Here is a 20,795-nt window from a genome sequence, read left to right as displayed (position 1 = left end):
CATCCGCTTAGCTCCCAGCAAGCTGGGCAGATGAAAAATTATAGATAAAGAGGTGTAACAAAGTATGCTTCATACCATTATCAAGGAAAATTCGTATCAAGACTCTGTTAACTTAATGCTTTTAACCAACAGGCTTTCCGCAATGGAAGGCGTAAATAAAATCTCTGTCATGATGGGTACATCTGCGAACCTCGACATTTTTAAAAATACTGGACTTTATACAATCGATTTGGAAGAGGCAAAGCCAAATGATATGTGTATTGTTGTTGATGCTGATTCTGAAGAAACAGTGGCGAGAGTTCTGGCTGAACTTGATAGTTTCTTGAAAAATCAGGCTGTCAGCAGCAGTGCGAAGGAATTTCAAACGGTCCGCACCTGGGATCGAGCAATGAAAACATTGTCAGGTGCAAATGTGGCAATTATCTCTGTTCCTGGCCAATACGCAGCAGAGGAAGCAGAAAAAGCCCTGAACAACGGACTGCATGCCTTTTTATTTAGCGATAATGTCCCAATAGAGGATGAGCTACGTTTGAAAAAGCTTGCCCATGAAAAAGGTCTATTGGTTATGGGGCCTGACTGCGGTACTGGAATCGCTTCAGGGATTCCGTTAGCGTTTGCCAATGTTGTCACTGAAGGAAATATCGGTATTGTTGGAGCATCCGGTACTGGAATACAGGAGGTAACGACGATTATTGACCGGCTTGGCGGCGGCGTAAGCCATGCGATTGGTACAGGGGGACGTGATTTATCCAATTCGATTGGTGCAATTACAATGATGGATAGCATTAGAGCTTTAGAGAATCATAGCGGCACCAAGGTGATTACAATTATTTCGAAGCAACCAGCAAAAGGGGTTAGAAATCAGGTGGTTGAATTACTGCGCAGTGTCTCGAAACCAGTGGTCGCTCTTTTTATGGAGGAAAAGCCTGCAGAGCAGGAAGGCCATGTCATCTATGCAGGGACTCTTGAAGAAACAGCTGTCTTATCCGTTCAGTTGGCAAATGGAAATGAACTGACAGGCTTAAATTCAGAAAATAGTATTTCGCTTCCAGCTGTTGAACTTAAAGCTAAACAAACAGCGATTAAAGGACTATTTTCCGGAGGAACTCTTGCCGCAGAAGCAGCTATGTTTATTAGCGAGGCATTAGGACTGCGAGGCTTAATCCATGAAGAAGGCTATTTATTGAAGGTGAATGGTCATGAAGTAATTGACCTTGGTGATGACAAATATACACAAGGAAAGCCGCATCCAATGATCGATCCTGATACAAGAATTCAGTTTATTCAAGAGGCAGCGAAGGATGAGTGCACCGCTATTATCCTATTGGATGTGGTTCTTGGGTACGGATCTCATGACGATATGGCGGGTGCTCTTTTACCAGCCATAGTGGCTGCGAAGGACGAAGCCGCTGCAAACGGAAGAAACCTTTATTTTATTGCCACCGTTTGCGGAACTGAGAAAGACCCGCAAGACTATCAGGAGCAAAAGACAAAGCTTGAAAGTGCCGGAGTAATTGTAAGAGAAAGCAATGTTCAAGCCATAAAAACAACTTTAAAACTATTAAATATTGAGGTTCCAGGAACAAAACGAGCATTTCATCCAGTGGGAACACTAGAAAAGAAAGAATCGTTACTTGTTTCAGATCAAATTAGCAAGCTAGTAAATGAAAAGCCTGCAATTGTGAACGTCGGTCTAAAGAAGTTTACCCAGGCAGTTACAAATCATGGCGGCCAAGTGGTGCAATTTGATTGGAGACCTGTTGCCGGCGGTAATGAAAGAATGCGTAAAATTTTAGCATTATTGAAATAAATTTGAGGACAATAGATTCTTATTTAGGAGGAAAAGATATGTTTAAAACAATTGATGAAGCTAATAAAGCAGTGCTAAGCAAAATCATAGGATCATCCCCATTCTTAGTGGATGTTGTTCCAGCTAAAACAGTTATCGATGAATTAAATGAAAAAGTTTTACTTCATGCAGGCCCGCCGATTAAATATGAAGAAATGACCGGCCCGATGCAGGGGTCTTGTGTAGGGGCGATTCTTTTTGAAGGATGGGCGCAAACAGAAGAGGAAGCATTTGTAATGTTAAAAGCAGGCGAAATTCAATTTATTCCATGCCATCATGTGAATGCAGTCGGGCCAATGGGCGGGATAACATCAGCCAACATGCCTGTCCTTGTTGTCGAAAACCGCTCAGAAGGAAACCGCGCGTATTGCACGATGAATGAGGGAATCGGTAAGGTACTTCGCTTTGGTGCTTACTCTGAAGAGGTTGTAACACGCCTTAAATGGATGCGCGATGTGTTAGGACCTGTTCTTTCCAAAGCGTTAAAACTAACGGAAGAGGGTCTCAATCTGAATGTTATGATTGCCAAGGCTGTAACGATGGGAGACGAATTTCATCAACGGAATATTGCAGCATCCCTTATTTTCTTAAAAGAAGTAAGTCCATTTATTTTGCAGGCAGATGTGGACGAAAAAGAGCGTCTAGAGGTTATTCAGTTTTTAGCTAACACCGATCAATTTTTCCTGAATGTTGCAATGGCCATTTGTAAAGCAATTCTTGATGGTGCGAGAACGATCCAAGAGGGTACCGTTGTAACGGCAATGACTAGAAATGGGAAAGAGTTTGGCATTCGCATCAGCGGAATGGGTGACGAATGGTTCACAGCACCGGTTAATACTCCTCAAGGCTTGTTCTTTACAGGCTACAGTCAGGAAGATGCTAACCCAGATATCGGTGACAGCGCGATTACCGAAGCATTTGGTGTCGGAGGCATGGCAATGATTGCAGCACCTGGAGTTACTCGCTTTGTCGGGACAGGCGGATTTGACAGCGCGCTAAATACAAGCAATGAAATGATGGAAATCTGTATTGATCAAAATCCAAACTTCACCGTACCAACGTGGGATTTCCAAGGAATCTGCCTCGGAATTGATGCCCGCAAAGTAGTAGAAACTAGTATTACGCCAGTTATTAACACAGGGATCGCACACAAAAAAGCCGGCGTTGGTCAAGTTGGAGCAGGAACAGTCCGTGCACCCCTAGCCTGCTTCGAAAAAGCAATTGAAGCCTATGCGAAAAAGCATGTTTTGATTTAAGGGGCCTGTCATCAACGTGCTAAAACAAGTTTATTTCGGAGAGGAATACCACCAATGCATTCCTCTCCTTCTAAAAAAGCATGCAAAAGGAGCTGTTCATAGTACTTTCCAGAACGGCTTTAATATCAAAATGGGTGATTCGATTATTTTTATTGGAAATAAAAAAAATGGACAGATCCCTTTTGGTATTCATATTAACGATGAGGATGCTGGTTTTGTTGTAAATCAAATGATGCGCCACGCACCTGTATATTGGGAAGGAGAATCGCAAAGCCTACATTTCCCTTTAAGCAGCATTGAAATATCCTTAGTCGGTGGTTCAGAATATTCCAATCGGCTTGTCTATAAAACGACTAAAAGCAATCATTTAGAGAATAATTTGGTTTGTTTACTGGAAACTTTGCTCAATAACGATAACCAGTGCGGGCTCGACGTAAATATTGAACATTTGATTGAAACTTTCGCTGGAGTTGCACCGGCAGTAAATATCGAAAAACAGTTGCTGCAATTAATGGATGCAGTTTTTAGCAGGGACAGCACGACGATTACATTTAGCCTCGAATTTTTCTTAGGCCGCGGCAAAGGGTTAACTCCTTCAGGGGATGATTTACTGATTGGTTTACTTTCAGTCGACGCTATCGCTGACTTTTTTTCAGCTGATTTTCGGCAGGCACTAAAAAGCATTCTGTTGAACAATATCATCACCACAGATGTAAGCAGAGAATTTTTATTGTATGCCTTGGGGAATGAATACAGTTCGGTCGTGAAGGAAGCGGCTGAAGCTGTCTTTTTTAGCCATAGCATTGAATTTGAAGCAAAGTTATTTAAATTGCTTTCAACCGGGCACAGTTCCGGCTTTGATACTGCATTCGGCATGTTCATTGGACTATTGTCCTTAAGGAGGAAAATTTCTATATGAAAAAAGTTGTCATAGCATTAGGCGGAAATGCGATTTTGCAGCCAAAACAAAAAGCCACTTATGAAAACCAGCTAAATAATATTCGTAAAAGCTGTGAGGTGATTTCGAAAATCATCCAAAATGGCAATCAGGTGATTATTACCCATGGAAATGGCCCTCAGGTAGGAAATATTTTGCGGCAAAATGAGGAAGCGAAGGAGGTCGTTCCGCCATTTCCTTTAGATGTGTGCAGCTCTGAAACTCAGGGCTTCATTGGCTATATGATGGAGATGTCATTAAGAAATGAACTAAAGAAGCTTGGAATAAAGAAATCCGTAGTAACTTTGCTCACGGCTGTGGAGGTATCGCCTGAAGATCCAGCTTTTAAAAATCCAACAAAGCCGATTGGTGTATTTTACAGCCAGAAAGAAGCGGAGAAATTAGCAGCGGAAAAAAATTGGGTCGTTAAGGAAGATGCCGGAAGAGGATGGCGACGGGTCGTTCCATCGCCAATGCCGAAATCAATTATTGGCACTGAAGTGATTAAATCGTTAACAGAGGCAGGAAAAATTGTCATTGCTTCTGGTGGAGGCGGCATTCCGGTGGTGAAACATGATGATGGGCAGACGGTCGGGATTGAAGCCGTAATTGACAAGGATCGAAGCGGATTTAAGCTCGCACAGGAAGTCGAGGCTGATGTATTTATGATCCTTACCGATGTCGATAACGTTTTTGTCAATTATGGAAAGCCAACCCAAAAAGCGATAGAAACCATCTCTTTAGACGAAATGAAGCGTTATGACGCTGAAGGACAATTCAGCGCCGGCAGCATGGGCCCTAAAGTAGAATCCGCCATAGCATTCGCCGAATTCGGAGGCACATCCATCATCTGCTCCCTTGACAAAGCCGACGCGGCTCTAAAAGGAGAACTTGGAACGAGAATTGTAAACAAAGAAATAATGAGAAAATCATCATAAGAACATTCGATGCGAGTCACTGCTCGTGTACACTTGTCGATGCATAGTGGATTGTAGGTTTTCTTAGTTAATCAATTGTTTTACTGAATTGAAAAAACGTGGCTTTTGTTCGCTTGGCGGTGCATCGCCATAAGGATTAAAGTCCCTAACCTAAGTTGAAATGTTTAGCTTGAGTAGTGCAAGTTGGGATAAATTATTGGCCAACTGAGTATATCTAATCTTATTTACAAATGATTTTTGTTCGAAAAATTTCGGGGTTATTTGGGAGTTAATTGAGGGAATTGAAAAAAACTTTGTGAAAAGTATCCAGAATCAGGGGGTTGGCAAGATTGTGGAAGTAGTAAAGGGAGAGATTAGTGCCCCTTCCTAATTTATTTTTTTAAAGGGGGAAGTAGTGGGAAACCATTATTATTTGGAATAAGCCTATTCGAGAACAAATCTCGAATAGGCTTATTTATTTTTACAAAAATGCCTTACCTTATGGTACCAGTAATGCATCTAAATGATTTCGTTATTTTCCCTTTATCAAACTATCAATATAACAATTCTTGTTTGATACCCTCTTGTTTATTTTTCGGAGGGGTAAGCTCTTTGGGAATTAGTGAGGTATACGTTTCCCCGTCGAGTCTTTCCGCTAACTCTTTTTTAGCATGATCAAGTAATTCTGGGTTTTCAAGAGCCGAAATAGCGGTACATGCCATTGCCTTTCCAGCCAATAACATGGCATCATGGGCGTAGCCTTCTTTCCCTTGCGCAACGGCCTGCCAAGTATGAAAGGGTGTTCCAAACGCCCAGGTGGATGTAACACATTGTGCGGTTGGAACATTCCAGCTAACATCGGCAACATCTGTAGAACCTCCCATAAATGTTTCTTTTTCAGAAAAAGGAACGATGAAGTCGGCAATCGGTCGTTCTGCTAATCGAGAAGCTCCTTGTTTCCCCACTTGTAAAGCTGCCGTACGCTTTTCCTCGTCAGTCAACGTTTCATAGATTGTTTTTGCATAGTTTATATCCTGTTCAGAAGCAAGAGAAGCGCCTATTTCCTGCATATATTGGTGCATCACTTTTTCAAGGGTCAGATTAGGAATTAAATTATGGCAGGACCCTTGAATTTCGTAATCAACCTTCGTTTGCGTCATAAGAGCCGCCCCGCGGGAACAGTTAACCACCCTGTCATACAGCTCTTTTACTTGATCTGGCTTCGGTGCACGGATTAAGTAGGTCACTTCTGCCTCAGCCTGAACGACGTTTGGAGCCAATCCTCCTGTATTGGTTACAGCATAATGTATCCGAGCCTCATCAATCATGTGTTCTCTCAAATAATTGACTCCAACGTTCATAAGTTCGACTGCATCTAGGGCACTTCTTCCTAAATGAGGTGATGCAGCGGCATGGGCACTTCTCCCTTTAAATTTAAAGTGTGCATGGATGACCGCATTGGCAGTGGAGTTCATGACAGCGTTCATGGTTGAAGGATGCCAGGAGAAGGCAGCATCAACCTCTTTAAAAAGACCGTCTCTTGCCATAAAGGTTTTCCCGTATCCACTTTCTTCAGCTGGACAGCCAAAGTATTGTACGGTTCCACCAAGCTTATTTTCCATCAAATAATCCTTCACCGCAATGGCTGCAGCCAAGGAACCCACTCCCAGCAAATTATGTCCACAGCCATGGCCATTTCCATTTTTATTAATGGGCTCAGATTTACTGCTGCGCGCTTGTTGGCTTAGCCCTGCCAAGGCATCATATTCCCCGAGAATCGCAATGACCGGATGACCAGATCCATAGGAGGCGATAAAACCTGTTTCAAGACTAGCTATTCCTTTTTTTACGGTAAACCCTTCCTTTTCCATTGCTTCGCTAAGCAAATCAGCTGAACGGAATTCCTCAAATCTGGTTTCTGCAAATTCCCAAATTTGATCACTTAGCTGTGTAAACAAGGTGCGTTTAGTATCTATTAAATTTGTAATTTTTTCTGTTAGAGTAGTCAATTTTCCCATCTCCTACATGGCATTTTTTTTGAAAGAAGGAACCTCTTTCTTAGAGCGAATTAAGAATAAAGATCCCGCACACAATAGAGCAAACATAATCAGCATGATAAAAGCAACTGTATAAGAGCCGTCAAAAGCATCGACTAAAAATCCTATTAACATCGGAGTCAGAACACCAGCGAATTGGGCACCGGTATTAATGAACCCATTTGCCGTACCTACAACTTCTTCTGATAACATTTTTAATGGAGATGAGATGATCAGAATAATATTAAACGACATGAATACCGTAACAACACTTTGATAGACAGTAAACATGGCTATATTGGGCGCATAAGCCATTAAATATAGAAAAACCGCCGTTAATACGGCAAATACCGCCGCAATTACCTTGTCTTTCCCTTCAGGCAATTTATCCAAAACATAGCCGCTTATAATCATGGCAATAATTCCTGCAAATGCTGGAATAGCTGAAATATACCCGACCGATGTTAAGTCGAGATGGCGTTCCGCTACTAAATAAGTTGGCATCCACGCCATTAATCCCCATTGCACGGCATAAATGGCAAAATAGGCAATGAACAGATTCCAGATAATCGGAGTTTTTAACACTTCTCTTAAAGGTGCTTTATTGTTGGAAGGGTTTTCACTTTTTCCTACAGTTGAACCTTTCCGCTCTTTTATGAAAAATACATAGAGGAAGGCAAATATAATACCAATGGCTCCCGCAATATAAAAGATTGCTCTCCAACCGATACTTTGCATGGACTGGGTACCAATGATTGGTGTGATAACCCCCATAATCGTCCCAGAGGTGAGCATGAAGGACATGGCACGGCTCCGTTCATTTTGTGGAAACCAACTCGCAATACCTTTTGACGCAGATGGAAAAAAGCTGCCTTCCCCAAGTCCAAAAAGAAATCGAATGAGGATTAAGGACATGAAGGACCATGCCATTCCTGACAAAATCGTGAAAACGGACCAAGCAAAAACAGCCATGATAATGATCTTTCGGAAACCAAACCGATCTGCGAGCCATCCACCGGGAATTTGCATTAAGGCATAACCTGCAAAAAAGCTGCTTAAAACAATTCCAGTCTGGGAGGCACTTAAATGTAGATCCTCTGAAATACCTAAAATCGCATAATTCATAAAGAATCGATCAAAGTTTCCAATTGACCATCCTAAAAATAGCAAGATGATAATGACATACTTCCAGTTCTGCGACAATTTAGATACCATATAATTCCCCCTAGCAAATTAGTTGAGTTCTGTATTAGTATAGAAAATTCTAACTATTCAAACAATGTTTGAATCTATATAATAATTACATAAACTATGTGTAGGTCTACATATTCCTATGGAGGTTATAAAAAGTGGACACATTGATGCAAATCAAACAATTTTTAGTGGGGGACTGTTGCCTTTCCTATTTTCAGCTGTGGCAAAGCCTAAATGGATTAGATTTTTCACTTGTGTTATCTCATCATGTTGACAAAGAAACACCCGTACCAGAAAGATTTTTCCATGAAACAATACGCACCCATGAAAATTACACCGATATTTACTATCATTACGCCAATCATACAACCATTGTCCTCAGGCTCAGCAAATCATCCGTATTAAAAATCGAAAGCAAGCAAAAACTTCAACCAATCATCGATTTACATTACTTGCAGATAATGCTAGATAGAGAAAAATATATTAGGAACAAAATGATGGAGAGCATCCGTGATATATCCGTACACGAAGATTTAGATGACCTGTTAAAAAAAATATTAGAAAATGCCTTATCTGTCATCCCTGTAGCGAATATGGGAGTTCTATGGATATACGAACCAAGCTTAGACGTGCTTTTTCCAAAAGCATGGACAGGCGGTCCTAATGAAGAAATCGGGAAAATGAGAATGAGGGTGGGGGAGGGAATTATCGGGAAAACATTTAAAGGTAACATATCCTTTATTCTTACAAATAAAGAGGGTATTCTCTCAGAATCCTCTAATATTTCACCAGGTAATCTTTTTCATTTGTATAACTCTGTCCAATTTGACGATTTACAATCCATTATTTCCGTTCCAATAAAGGTTGAGGAGAGTACTTTATGTGTTTTGATCGTCTACCAAAATGGTCTATATCCTCTTTTAACGAAAGATGATCAACAACTGTTAGAAAGTTTTTCCGATCAGGTTTCTATTGTTTTAAGAAATTCGAAGCTATACCAAGATCTAAAAAAACAAAATGATCTTTTAATTCAACGAGATACCATACACAATTCTTTAATAAAACTGTCACTTCAAAGTAAAGGGTTACAAAAAATCGCACATGAAATAAAAAAGATGATAAACCATCCATTACTGATAGTAGATTTAACAGATGATCAATTATATTCAAGTCCAACCCCATGGAAAGTGGAGCTTCCTTCAGAGCTGATAAAAATAAATACAAAATTACCAACTCAATCTTATTTTACTGAGTCCTATAATAGTCAGTCATTGTACATTCACCCTATTATTGCTATTGATGTTCCAATTGGAATAATGGCCGTAGAAATGGAGGAAGATGACCTTTTTCCTTTAAACAAAATGATTATTGAACAGGCAAGCTCAGTAATTGCATTGGAGATTATCAGAAAACAAACATTAGTGGATTCTTTTTATCAAAAAACAAATGATCTATTCAATGATTTTATTCAGAGCCGCGAATATAACCTGATACGAAAGAAGGCCATTGGGCTTAGAATTAATGATCATCCCTATTATATGGCGATCGTCATTCATCTACATCCTCATGCAGATTTCCATTTTGTTCATATGCAAATGCACAAACTAATTGCCCAAATTAAAAGGCATTTAGGAATATTTGTTTCACTCGTTTTTGGTTATGGAAATAAAGTGACGTTGGTATGCCAATTTAATAACTTTGCAGATCAAGGTTATGTAAAAAAGAGAATAGCGCTTATTCATTCCAACTGGCTTAATGTGCATGAAGAATCGCTAAAAATAGGGATGGGTACCTGCTATCCAAGTATGGAGAATATAGCAAAAAGTTACTCCGAAGCGGATAAAGCCCTTTCTTTTCTGATTTCGAGGCAGCTTAAAAGTATCGTGAATTATCAGGATATTGGCATCAATCATCTTTTTGTTAACCAACCCATTGATGACTTGAACTCTTTTGTAAATGAAGTTTTTAATCCCCTCCAATCTGATAAAGACGGTGCTTTGGATTTAGAACAAACCCTGCTTGCCTATATGGAGAACGACCGTCAAGCTACACAAACAGCCAAAATTTTGCATATCCATGTTAATACTTTATATCAAAGGCTAAAAAGAATCGAAGACAAGCTTCAAATTTCCTTTTCGAATCCAGAAGACATTTTAAAAGTTCAACTTGCATGTTATTTAAGAAATTCAATCGTCTCATTAACTTGACTACCGCAATATTGCTATTAACAGTTTGATAAGCATGCAGGTAAGAGAGCTTTTGCTTTTGTAACAAACGAGGGTAAGGGTTCACTTGAATTCTGGCTGGTAACAGCTTGCAGGTCCTGCAAACTTCAATCATTGTAAAAAGATCACCTTTTTCTCTGAGATGAATGTAAAGACGGTAGCCAACAGGACTTTTGAAGAGCAAGAAATACCTAAATAACATAGGAAAAATCACTATTCTATATATCTGTTTAAAAAAATTAAAAAGGTTTCGGTTACTTTCCGAAACCTTTTTGTCTACGAATTGGAGCTCTATAAGATAGGACCTATATTTTAAAATATTAAAATGTAAGTATAATTATATTATTCAGTTAATTTGTTTTTTACACTAACCCTGATTGCTAGGGGACATTGGTTATCGTCTATTAACGTAGCAAAGGACCATGGAAACATTTTAAAAATATTGAACATTGGGGAAAACCGTCTGCAAAAGGCTTTAATACCTTAAGGAGGAGAAAAAGTGAGTCGAACGAAAAGCATCATTTCACTTAAAAACATTATCTGGAAACGAAATGGAAAGCTGTTATTGAATGGGGTTTCATGGGAGGTCCAAAAAGGGGAACATTGGGCTCTTCTAGGACTAAATGGATCTGGGAAAACATCTCTTTTAAAAATGATTACAGGTTATCAATGGCCAAATAGTGGTGAAGTGTCCGTTTTAGGAAATCTTTTTGGAAAAACGAATCTTCCAGAACTTCGGAAATCCATCGGCTGGGTCAGTTCTTCATTAGATCAGGAGTATCAGTCACGCCCAAATGATACAGCACTTGAAGTAGTTTTAAGCGGAAAATTTGCTTCAATTGGATTATATGAGGAAATTACAGAGGATGATGTAAAGAAAGCAAAAGCATTACTTGATCAATTCAGAATCAAATTTTTGTCAGACCAATTTATCCACACACTCTCTCAAGGTGAAAAAAGAAAAGTGATGATTGCAAGGGCCCTCATGTCTTCACCGCAATTATTAATCTTAGATGAGCCTTGCAATGGACTGGATATTTACTCTAAGGAAGAGCTGTTAACATCTATTGAAGATATGACTTCTGCACCGAACGGTCCAACCATTTTATATGTTACACATCATATTGAAGAAATTGTACCATCTATAACCCATGCTATGTTGATCAATGCGGGGAACGTTATGGATAAAGGAGAAAAAAGGGACGTATTAACCGAATCATTATTGGAAAAGACCTTTCGTGTCCCAGTCAAAGTAGAATGGGAGAATGAGCGTCCCTGGATCCGGATTAAATCCCTGTTATTAACTGATAAAAAATAAACCCAGTATCAGAAGATACGGTTGTTGTAACAGAACTAACTCGCCTATCCTGTTCTAGGATCTCAGTGAAATCACGGAACTCATTTCCAAAAAGGGAGCACATCTAAAGAGCTTAAAAGAATCCTGGCTTGATACAACAACAGCACATGGGAAAATGTTATTTACTATTTTTGCTGGAATTGCACAATTTGAGAGGGATCTGACTTCTGAACGGACTAAGGAAGGGATTCTGGCTGCAAAGAAGCGAGGTAAACTTCCTGGAAGACCAAAAGCTGATGAGGAAAAAATTAATTACGCCTTATATCTTATAGAACAGGGAATGAACCGGACGGATGCTGCTGAAAAAGCTGGTATCTCTCGTATGACATTGTATCGTAAGATACAACAGAAAGGTAACTAGTAAGGCACATGAATCGGGGCAGAGTAGAAAAAACGTATGGTTATTGTTATTGGCTACTTTGCCCCTGGTTACAGTAAAGCTGGTTATGGGCCTAGTAGTCAGTTGCTGGGTTTGGGCCTAATATGTGCTTGTCTTCATTTTTTTATAATTTAGGTCTTGATAAAAAGATTGATCAATGGATTCTTTTTTGTTCCGCAGAATATGGGTTTGTTGAAAGTTTTTGATTAACTTTATTTTAAAGCTATAACTGGTCTGATAATGTAATTGATATTCGGGAGCAGTTTCCCATCAATAGAGAAATCACCAATTTTAATGCTAAAATTGGGCTTTTTATTTTGGATTTTCCTTACCTTTGTAAATTCGCATTTTGCGGGGGGACCCCAATTTGATCTGTTGCTCAAATTTTCATTTATATATAATTATGTCGATTTATGATTGGAAAAATGATCATTTCTAAACTGCCTGGGGGTTAAACCTGCATATTTTTTAAAGATTTTTATAAAATAACTTTGGTCGTTGAAATTTAGCCATGTGCTGATGTCTGAAATCGAATAATTTGTTAAAAGTAATAGCTTTTTTGCTTCGTCAACTCGTTGCCGTTGAATGTATTCACTTATTGGTTTACCAACCTCTTTTTTAAAAAGTGATGATAAGTAATTTGGGCTTAAACGACACATTTGTGCAAGGTGATCAAGTGTGATATCGTCATAAAGATGGTCATAAATATAATGTTGACAAGCTGTTATTGTTGCAGAATATTTTTCTTCATTTAATTGGTGCACACGATTGGTAAAATCCATTATAGCTTCTTCCGTTAATTTCAATATTGCTTTTAAGCTTCCTAAATCCTCGAGTTGTTGAATATAGAAATCGCTTAAGGTAAAGGCAGTTTCATCATTTAAACCACCTTCAATAGCTGCTCTGCAAACAAGAGCAATTCCAGTTATCATTAAATTCTTTTCACTTCTTAGGCGATTTCGTTTCGATAATAATCCTAATTCCGCCTCACCGATAATAGAGTAATCGAAGATATCCTTTAATTTATCTATACGTCCGTTTTTTACATAATCAAGCAAAACCCGTTCATATGAAAGATTGGAATGAAAAATGAAATTCCTTCTCCCTTTTGAAAGCTCAAGATCCGGATTCTCTAATTCAATCATATCAAGGGTCAACGCTTCATTGTTTTGGATGACCATCGTTTTATCAAGCTTTTTATGGTACGTCAAATAATAAACTAATAGACTAATCGATAGGAATTGTTGACTATCAATAATGGGGATGGAATGATAGTATTCAATGAGTTTCCTTTTATTAAGATTTCCTTTAAAAGCATCTATGATCTTGCTAATCATTTCATCAGATATTTCTGATTCAAGGGTAGGGCCTAAAATAATGGTACCTAAAAATAGATTCGTTTTTTTTAGATTGACAAAGAAAAATTTCAAATTTGAATTAGAGAAGAATATAGGAAAATCATTTGGATTATCTTCATAAGTATACACACTTATCTGCTCTTTGAACGAGCAGTAATATGGATGATCCCGTAAGTCTCTACTTGAAAATTCGTATTCAATCTTACCAAATTGATTGACATAATAAACAGGTATTTTATGAACTTTATAAATAAGCTCACATATATATTGTAAATCTTGTATGGCTATTTCCATCTATTCTATAAACTCCATTCAAATTTTTTTTTATTCGGTCTATTTTTAAAGTTAATATGTACTATTATTCGTAAGATAATACAATAAATATTTTTAAACAAGCCATAAAATGATTCGTGTAAGAAGAATAAGTAGGGAGGAATTAAACATGGAATTATCAAATAAAATTGCTGTCATAACTGGTGCAGGAAGTGGAATCGGAAGAGCAAGCAGTTTGAAACTTGCTAGTAACGGTGCAACAGTTGTATTAGTCGATTTCAATCAGGAAACAGGGGAAGAAACGTTAAAACTTGTGAAAGAGCAAGGTGGAGAAGGCATCTTCGTCCAGGCCGATGTCTCGAAAACTGAAGATGTGCAAAGTTATGTAAATAAAGCTGTCGAAACATATGGACGTATTGATATATTTTTCAACAATGCAGGTGTTATCCAAAAGTTCGCACCTTTCACTTCAGTAGAAGAATACGAATTTGACCGCATTATGTCTATCAATGTAAAAGGGGTCTTCCTTGGAATGAAATATGTGTTAAAAGTGATGGAGGAGCAAGGAAGTGGCTCTATTATTAATACTGCTTCTACTGCAGGGGTTCGTCCTGAACACAGTGTAGCTGTATATTCTGCAAGCAAACATGCGGTTGTAGGCTTAACCAAGGGTGCTGCATTAGAATATGCGAAAAAAGGAATTCGTATAAATGCACTCTGTCCTGGCGGTGTGAAAACAGCATTAACAACAAGTGTTGAAGCTCAGTTTGCAGAAGGTGGATACGTTCCAGAAGAGGTTTCCAATATGAGAATGGGTCGTTATGCTGATCCGAGAGAACTCGCTGAAATGGTTGCTTACTTAGCATCAGATAAAGCAAGCTATATGACCGGTTCAATTGTTCTTGTAGATGGCGGGCTAACTTTATAGTCAATAAAAACATCGAGTAGGGTTCTTCCCATTTAATAGTAGGGGCAGTCATGACTGTCCCTACTTTATTTTTTAAAACCTGACTCAATCATTCATGTGTGCTGTTAAAAGGTTAACAAAGTTTTGAGCGGTTTTTGATAGATAATGATTCTTCACTAAATTAACCCAGTTGAAGCAGTTAGCTCTGTATCTTTAATTTTGTAAGCTTGGATATTGTAGTTTTTATGTTGTTTAATTACAGTTTTTGGAACAATGGCTGTTCCAAAATCAGATACGACTAAAATTAATAAAAGGGAGATATCAGAGCACTCGGCAATAATGTTCGGATGAAGTTGAGCCTTTGAAAATGCTTCTAAAATCATATAATGAACTCCCAATCATTCTGTACTTGGCAGAGGGTGATTTAGAATGTCAACAAGTGTAAATTCACAATTAAACGATAAACAGTTACTAAACAGCTTACCCAAAGCACATTTATGGAAGAAAGAACCAAAGCTTTCAAGCGGTGGTGATCCAGAGAAAGATTGAAAGTTCACTGGAAGAGGAGGCGAAGCAGGCTTGGACCAACTTGCCTGAGAATCAATGCCTTAAGAGGGTGGTTTTTTTAGAAAAGACAGCGATTTTAAAAAAAAGGATAAGTTTATCCAGGATTACATCAATGATCATTTTGTAGACCGGTTGAAAAAAGAAATGGAAATTGGTAAGTAAGTCATGGAAGGATTAAAAAGGCAAAAACGAACAGAAGTATGTTCGTTTTTGCCTTTTTATTATTCATCTACTGTAATAAGCATGGATGTGTTCCCATTCTTTTCGAGATGACATTCTCCCCAATTACAAAGGGAATCTAGTATGGAATCTAAAGACCAACCGTAATCAGTTAAATAATATTCTACTTTCGGTGGTACCTGGTTATATACTTTTCTATGGATAACACCGTCTTCTTCTAGTTCACGTAATTGTTGTGTTAACATTTTTTGTGTTATACCAGGCATTAAACGTTTTAATTCACATGTTCTCTTTTGGCCTGTCTTTAAATGACAAAGGATAACGACTTTCCATTTACCGCCGATCACCTCTAAAGTTGCTTCCACAGGAATATTGTATTTCTTCATTATAGGAATCTCCTTTGATAATTTTAGATAATTTCAGCTTTGAGCAAAACAAGCTAAAAACCTGAAATGTTACTTTTTAGTGTTTACAGTACTTAAAAGTGCGTACTTTTTAATGCGTTGAATTTGTTTCATACTAACATAAGTAAGAGGCATACGAATAGTACATTACCAAAAAGTATCTATATTACTTATTAGTGCCTATACTACTTAAAAGTTCGTACTTATCTTCATGTTGGATATATATCATAAAAACGTGTGTAAGAAGCAAATGAGTAGAATGTTACCTGAAACTCTATATTACTTTTTTGTACCTATACCACTTTAAAGTGCGTACTTCCCATAGTTTTTGATATACACCATAATAACGTGTGTAAGAGGCAAATGAGTCTATCATACTTTAAAGTGCGTACTTTTTGACTCTTTATGCATTTTGTCAAACGATGAAATGTCATTTATTGAAATGATCAATTCAATCATTTTTTAAATGAATTTTAGGAGGATACCTTAAATGAGAAATATACTGCAAAGAAAACTTGGTTTTGGTACGGCACCACTTGGTAATATGTATCGTAATATCCCAGAAGAAGAAGCAATCGCAACAGTGGATACTGCTTGGGAGAGTGGCGTTCGTTACTTTGATACAGCTCCATTTTATGGAGCGGGCTTAGCGGAGATTCGTCTTGGTGAAGCACTATCGAAAATAAATCGTAATGATTACGTTTTAAGTACAAAAGTAGGTCGAATCATTTCGGATGAACTGGAAGATCCATCTGCACGTGATTTAGGAGAAAAAGGGGGACTTTTCGAATTCGGTCGTAAGAATAAAATCATCGTTGACTATAGCACGGATGCAACCCTTCGCTCTATTGAGGATAGTTTGAAACGTTTACAAACAGATCGTCTGGACTTTGTTTATATTCATGATATCGCGCAAGACTTTTATGGCGATGAGTGGCTTACACAATTTGAAGCTGCCAGAACAGGAGCATTCCGTACGCTTACACGTTTACGTGAAGAAGGCGTAATTAAAGGTTGGGGACTGGGAGTAAACCGGGTAGAACCAATTGAGCTCATGCTGGACTTGGAAGAAGCGAAGCCAGATGTATCCTTGCTAGCTGGTCGTTATTCATTATTAGACCATGAGCGTGCGTTGCAACGAGTCATGCCTTCAGCTGAAAAACACAATATGGATATTGTTGTTGGTGGTCCATATAGCTCAGGTGTTCTAGCTGGAGGTACTCACTTCGAATATCAAAAAGCATCACCAGAAATTATTGAAAAAGTTAATAAAATCAAAAATATTGCAGATCGTCACGGAATCAGCATCAAGGCTGCTGCTTTACAGTTTTCACTGGCTAACCCGGCGGTTGCTGCTGTTATTCCCGGTGCTAGTAAACCTGAGCGAATTGCAGAAGACAAAGCTGCATTGGATACAGTGGTCCCTGCAGCATTCTGGGAAGAAATGCTCGAACAAAGACTGGTATCACCTTATGCACCACTACCAATCAACGTTAAATAAAAGGAGATTAATAAATATGGCAAAGACTACTACATCAATTAAAATTTCTGCTTCGCCTGAACAAGTATGGCAATTAATTGGAGGTTTTGATTCCCTTCCAGATTGGTTACCTTATATCCCTAGCAGTAAAGTAACTGAAGGGGGACGTGTACGTCATTTGGCTAATCCTGATGGCGATACGATTGTAGAACGTTTAGAAGCATTTAACGACAAGGAGCGTTACTACACATATTCAATTATGAAAGCTCCATTTCCGGTTACGGATTATTTATCTACAATCCATGTTAAAGAAGATACGGATGGTAAATCATCGTTGGTAGAGTGGTCTGGCAGTTTCACGCCTGTAGGAGTTAGTGATGAAGAGGCAATTAATCTGTTCCATGGGATCTACAAGGATGGCCTAGAGGCATTGCAAAAAGCATTTCTGGATTGAACATTTGGATGCAAACCGTTTCAAGGTTGAGATGTCCAGACTGGAGGACGGATTGAGATTAATTTTGAATCTATGGATATCTCTAAACTGAAATATTTAACAAGTGACAATGGGGTATTTCAAAGTCGGATTTTCGGCTTTGAAACACCCTTTTTTGTTTCCTGGAGGACACTATATGAACTATTAAATGTGCGTTATATACATATTCATACACCCTTAAAAAACAGGGAGGATAATTGTATAATGAGTGCCCTTAAAAGAGAATGGTACCTAAAAAAATTTTTAAAAACATAGGATAGACTGGAATGGATGAATTTTGTAAAAGAATCGAAGATCATCTTTCCAAAAAGGCTGGTGACATAAGATCCTTTATAAGAAATGGATTTCAAAATTGCAGTGCCAATGAATCGACAAATGTCTGCTTTATGGCTTCTAATCCTTAATGAGCTTTAGGATTAGAGTAATATATGTTATAATTTTTCACATACGTATCTAAGATTTTATATGTAGTCATATAGAGGTCATTCCGGAAAATGTGCAATCTTTTACCTTTTTTTATTAATTGATAGAGTATTATATCGAGGTGAATTATGAGTTTTAATCCTATTAAGAAAGATCGAGCTTCTAAAATTGTTATAGAGCAAATAAAAAGCGCGATACAAAATGGAGATTTTTTACCGGGGGATAAACTCCCGCCCGAGAGAGATTTAGCAAAACAATTTTCTCTATCACGTGGAGTTGTACGTGAGGCCATAAGTGTTTTAGAATCAAAAGGGGTGGTAGAAGTAAAACCTGGAATAGGAGTATTTTTTGCCAAAAACGAGCAAGAAGAATTATTCCGGCTTTTAAACTCGTTACTAGAAAACGAAGATTCATCACTTATTGAATTACTTGAACTCAGACAAAGTATCGAAAGTCAAGCTGCTTATTATGCGGCTGAAAGAAGAAGCAAGAGAGAATTAGAAAAAATAAAATACGCATTGGATAAATTAGAAGATTGCTTTGAGAAAGGGAAAGTTGCAGCTGTTGAGGATTTTGAATTTCATATGGCTGTAGCGGAAGCGAGTCACAATTCCATGATGGTTCATACGTTAAGCCTTATTTCTGATTCCATTATACATGGATTAAATGAGTCTCGTACGGATGCATTAATGATACCAGGTCAAGATAAGCTTGCTATGGATGAACATAAAAAAATATACGAAGCGATTAAAAATATGGATCCGGATCGTGCACGCAAAGCGGTGATTACACACCTAGAGAGTGTGAAGAAATATAAAAATGCTTTAGATCAAGAAAGTTAGGTTGTTTAGTATTAGCGAAAATAAACTATTGAATTGTAAAGGAAATATGATACAATTGCCCTAAGGGTTTTGTGGTAGGACCACCTATCCTCTAACTTTTAGGGTTATTTCTTTTTAACCTTTATTTCCTAGTTAAGGAGGAGATAATTTTCATTATTTAACATTGTAAGCGGTATCACAATGAAGGGGAGAAGGGATGTAGTCTATGTTAGAAAAAAAGAGTAGTTCATTAGAGCCTTTGAAAGTGACTGCAACGGAGTATAGGAAACCAACGAATGTTCGTTGGCATGTGTTCATTATGCTCCTTGTTCTGTGTGCGATTAATTATGTAGATCGCGCTGTTTTATCTATTGCGATGCCTCTTATTCAAAAGGATTTAGAACTCGACCCTGCTATAGTAGGAATTATTTTAAGTTCCTTCTTTTGGGGGTATGCTTTAATGCAAATTCCATCCGGTTGGATTGCAGATCGATACCGACCTGATAAATTACTCATTGGATCCTCTATATTATGGGGAATCGTACAAACTTTGACAGGATTTGTGAACGGGAGTAAGCTATTAATCTTTTTGAGGGTAATACTTGGAATAGCGGAAGCTCCACTTTATCCAAGCGGGGCAAAATTACAGTCTGTTTGGTTAACGTCTAAAGAAAGAGGACGAGGGGCAACTTTGCTTGATAGTGGTTCTTCACTTGGTACTGCAATTGGCGGACCGGTTATTATTGCATTCATCGCATGGTTTGGTGGGTGGAGAGGGGCATTGATCGGTGCGGGGATACTTACAATCATAGTTAGCTGGGTGGTCTGGAAGGTAATTAAAGGAACTCCAGAGACGAATTCACGGATGAATGATGCAGAAAGAGAACATATCAAGAACGCTTTAGAAATAGAATATAATTTGGATATTCAAGATTCAAAATCAGCGATCAAAATATCCGATTATTTTAAAAGTCGGAATTTTTGGGCTATGTGTATTGGATATTATTCCTTAAATACAGTCTTTTATGGGCTAATGACTTGGGGACCCAATTATTTAGAGAAAACTCAAAATTTAGACATTAAAATCATTGGAAGCTCAATTTTAATCATTTTTGGCTTTGGTGTTATTGGTGAATTAATTGGTGGTTGGCTTGCGGATTTTTGGCGTTCTAAAGGCGGAAAAGATAATACGGTAATGCGTTCATTGTTGTTTATCGGAGGTCTTATGACGGCCATATGTATTTTACTATTAGGATTAGGAGTTGCGACCTCATTAATAGGAGTTATCGTTTTACTCTCTACGGCACTCTTTTTCTTACGTTGGGCTGGCCTGTATTGGACAATACCAGCAACTATCTCACAACGTAAACATGTTGGTACAATTGCAGGATTCATGAATACTGCAGGTAATATTGCTGGCATTGTGACACCAATTGTTATTGGGTTTACCATTTCATTAACTGGATCATATTTTATTGCTCTTCTGTTATTTGTTTTTTTTGGATTAACTTTAGCTTTGGCATCTTTATTTATTAATTTCAATAAAAAAATTGGAGCCTAGTTCATATAATATTAATCCAAATAGATTGAATTTAAAGAAAGTTAATGTTACGATAATAACAATTATTGTGGTAGGACCACCTTACCTCACTAATCGATTTTGTGGTAGGACCACCTTACCTTGATGAGTTATCCTGGTAGGACCACCTTACCCAGATAAATAATATTGGTAGGACCAC

At 38.1% G+C, this 20,795-nt stretch carries 16 protein-coding genes and 1 pseudogene; 12 read left to right on the top strand and 5 right to left on the bottom strand.

What is annotated here, in order from left to right:
- Positions 1-64 precede the first annotated feature (64 nt).
- The 4 genes from fdrA to arcC are packed head-to-tail and all read left to right on the top strand — an operon-like array spanning position 65 to position 4,980.
- A complete protein-coding gene (gene fdrA, locus ACQKNS_RS03175) occupies positions 65-1,810 on the top strand; it encodes an acyl-CoA synthetase FdrA (protein ID WP_427641153.1) in 1,746 nt (581 codons plus the stop codon).
- Between the two features lie 38 nt (positions 1,811-1,848).
- On the top strand, positions 1,849-3,105 hold the full coding sequence (locus ACQKNS_RS03170) for a DUF1116 domain-containing protein (protein ID WP_427641152.1): 1,257 nt from the start codon (positions 1,849-1,851) through the stop codon (positions 3,103-3,105).
- A gap of 16 nt (positions 3,106-3,121) precedes the next feature.
- A complete protein-coding gene (locus tag ACQKNS_RS03165; RefSeq protein ID WP_427641151.1) occupies positions 3,122-4,024 on the top strand; it encodes a DUF2877 domain-containing protein in 903 nt (300 codons plus the stop codon).
- On the top strand, positions 4,021-4,980 hold the full coding sequence (arcC, locus tag ACQKNS_RS03160; protein WP_427641150.1) for a carbamate kinase: 960 nt from the start codon (positions 4,021-4,023) through the stop codon (positions 4,978-4,980). The genes ACQKNS_RS03165 and arcC overlap by 4 nt, the downstream gene beginning before the upstream one ends.
- Positions 4,981-5,513: 533 nt before the next feature.
- On the opposite strand, the gene ACQKNS_RS03155 is transcribed toward arcC, so the two are convergent.
- Entirely contained in the window at positions 5,514-6,968 is a 1,455-nt protein-coding gene (locus tag ACQKNS_RS03155; RefSeq protein WP_427641149.1) for a M20 family metallopeptidase, read from the bottom strand.
- Positions 6,969-6,980: 12 nt separating this feature from the next.
- A complete protein-coding gene (locus tag ACQKNS_RS03150) occupies positions 6,981-8,210 on the bottom strand; it encodes an MFS transporter (RefSeq protein WP_427641148.1) in 1,230 nt (409 codons plus the stop codon).
- 134 nt (positions 8,211-8,344) lie between these two features.
- On the opposite strand from ACQKNS_RS03150, the gene ACQKNS_RS03145 reads away from it, so the two are divergent.
- The 3 genes and pseudogenes from ACQKNS_RS03145 to ACQKNS_RS03135 form a co-directional block, all read left to right on the top strand.
- Entirely contained in the window at positions 8,345-10,396 is a 2,052-nt protein-coding gene (locus ACQKNS_RS03145; RefSeq protein WP_427641147.1) for a helix-turn-helix domain-containing protein, read from the top strand.
- 517 nt (positions 10,397-10,913) lie between these two features.
- Entirely contained in the window at positions 10,914-11,732 is an 819-nt protein-coding gene (locus tag ACQKNS_RS03140; protein WP_427641146.1) for an ABC transporter ATP-binding protein, read from the top strand.
- An 11-nt stretch (positions 11,733-11,743) separates the two neighbouring features.
- Positions 11,744-12,132, top strand: a pseudogene (locus ACQKNS_RS03135) (recombinase family protein); the annotation flags it as partial.
- Between the two features lie 419 nt (positions 12,133-12,551).
- Here ACQKNS_RS03135 and ACQKNS_RS03130 read toward each other — a convergent pair.
- Complete coding sequence (locus ACQKNS_RS03130) at positions 12,552-13,802, bottom strand: helix-turn-helix domain-containing protein (RefSeq protein ID WP_427641145.1); 1,251 nt, start codon at positions 13,800-13,802, stop codon at positions 12,552-12,554.
- A 148-nt stretch (positions 13,803-13,950) separates the two neighbouring features.
- Between ACQKNS_RS03130 and ACQKNS_RS03125 the strand changes: the two genes are divergently transcribed.
- Complete coding sequence (locus ACQKNS_RS03125) at positions 13,951-14,709, top strand: SDR family NAD(P)-dependent oxidoreductase (protein ID WP_427641144.1); 759 nt, start codon at positions 13,951-13,953, stop codon at positions 14,707-14,709.
- Positions 14,710-14,864: 155 nt separating this feature from the next.
- On the opposite strand, the gene ACQKNS_RS03120 is transcribed toward ACQKNS_RS03125, so the two are convergent.
- On the bottom strand, positions 14,865-15,071 hold the full coding sequence (locus tag ACQKNS_RS03120) for a LysR family transcriptional regulator substrate-binding protein (RefSeq protein ID WP_427641143.1): 207 nt from the start codon (positions 15,069-15,071) through the stop codon (positions 14,865-14,867).
- Between the two features lie 405 nt (positions 15,072-15,476).
- Positions 15,477-15,821, bottom strand: a complete 345-nt coding sequence (locus tag ACQKNS_RS03115; RefSeq protein WP_427641142.1) for a winged helix-turn-helix transcriptional regulator — start codon at positions 15,819-15,821, stop codon at positions 15,477-15,479.
- Positions 15,822-16,329: 508 nt separating this feature from the next.
- Here ACQKNS_RS03115 and ACQKNS_RS03110 point away from each other — a divergent pair.
- The 4 genes from ACQKNS_RS03110 (at position 16,330) to ACQKNS_RS03095 (ending at position 20,617) form a co-directional block, all read left to right on the top strand.
- Positions 16,330-17,340 (top strand): aldo/keto reductase, encoded by a 1,011-nt coding sequence (locus tag ACQKNS_RS03110; protein ID WP_427641141.1) that lies wholly within the window; start codon positions 16,330-16,332, stop codon positions 17,338-17,340.
- Between the two features lie 16 nt (positions 17,341-17,356).
- On the top strand, positions 17,357-17,773 hold the full coding sequence (locus ACQKNS_RS03105; protein ID WP_427641140.1) for an SRPBCC family protein: 417 nt from the start codon (positions 17,357-17,359) through the stop codon (positions 17,771-17,773).
- 590 nt (positions 17,774-18,363) lie between these two features.
- Positions 18,364-19,077 (top strand): FadR/GntR family transcriptional regulator, encoded by a 714-nt coding sequence (locus ACQKNS_RS03100; RefSeq protein ID WP_427641139.1) that lies wholly within the window; start codon positions 18,364-18,366, stop codon positions 19,075-19,077.
- A 205-nt stretch (positions 19,078-19,282) separates the two neighbouring features.
- Positions 19,283-20,617 (top strand): MFS transporter, encoded by a 1,335-nt coding sequence (locus tag ACQKNS_RS03095; RefSeq protein ID WP_427641138.1) that lies wholly within the window; start codon positions 19,283-19,285, stop codon positions 20,615-20,617.
- Positions 20,618-20,795 lie beyond the last annotated feature (178 nt).

Origin of the sequence: Peribacillus sp. NPDC094092 (genome assembly GCF_050279365.1) — a bacterium.
GTDB lineage: Bacteria > Bacillota > Bacilli > Bacillales > DSM-1321 > Peribacillus.
Note: the sequence above shows the minus strand (reverse complement) of the source record. Positions and strands in the feature narration are given on the sequence as shown.

Coding starts and splice junctions, on each gene's coding strand:
- fdrA (WP_427641153.1), top strand. CDS start 65: ATGCTTCATACCATTATCAAGGAAAATTCGTATCAAGACTCTGTTAAC.
- ACQKNS_RS03170 (WP_427641152.1), top strand. CDS start 1,849: ATGTTTAAAACAATTGATGAAGCTAATAAAGCAGTGCTAAGCAAAATC.
- arcC (WP_427641150.1), top strand. CDS start 4,021: ATGAAAAAAGTTGTCATAGCATTAGGCGGAAATGCGATTTTGCAGCCA.
- ACQKNS_RS03150 (WP_427641148.1), bottom strand. CDS start 8,210: ATGGTATCTAAATTGTCGCAGAACTGGAAGTATGTCATTATCATCTTG.
- ACQKNS_RS03130 (WP_427641145.1), bottom strand. CDS start 13,802: ATGGAAATAGCCATACAAGATTTACAATATATATGTGAGCTTATTTAT.
- ACQKNS_RS03125 (WP_427641144.1), top strand. CDS start 13,951: ATGGAATTATCAAATAAAATTGCTGTCATAACTGGTGCAGGAAGTGGA.
- ACQKNS_RS03120 (WP_427641143.1), bottom strand. CDS start 15,071: ATGATTTTAGAAGCATTTTCAAAGGCTCAACTTCATCCGAACATTATT.
- ACQKNS_RS03115 (WP_427641142.1), bottom strand. CDS start 15,821: ATGAAGAAATACAATATTCCTGTGGAAGCAACTTTAGAGGTGATCGGC.
- ACQKNS_RS03110 (WP_427641141.1), top strand. CDS start 16,330: ATGAGAAATATACTGCAAAGAAAACTTGGTTTTGGTACGGCACCACTT.
- ACQKNS_RS03105 (WP_427641140.1), top strand. CDS start 17,357: ATGGCAAAGACTACTACATCAATTAAAATTTCTGCTTCGCCTGAACAA.
- ACQKNS_RS03100 (WP_427641139.1), top strand. CDS start 18,364: ATGAGTTTTAATCCTATTAAGAAAGATCGAGCTTCTAAAATTGTTATA.
- ACQKNS_RS03095 (WP_427641138.1), top strand. CDS start 19,283: ATGTTAGAAAAAAAGAGTAGTTCATTAGAGCCTTTGAAAGTGACTGCA.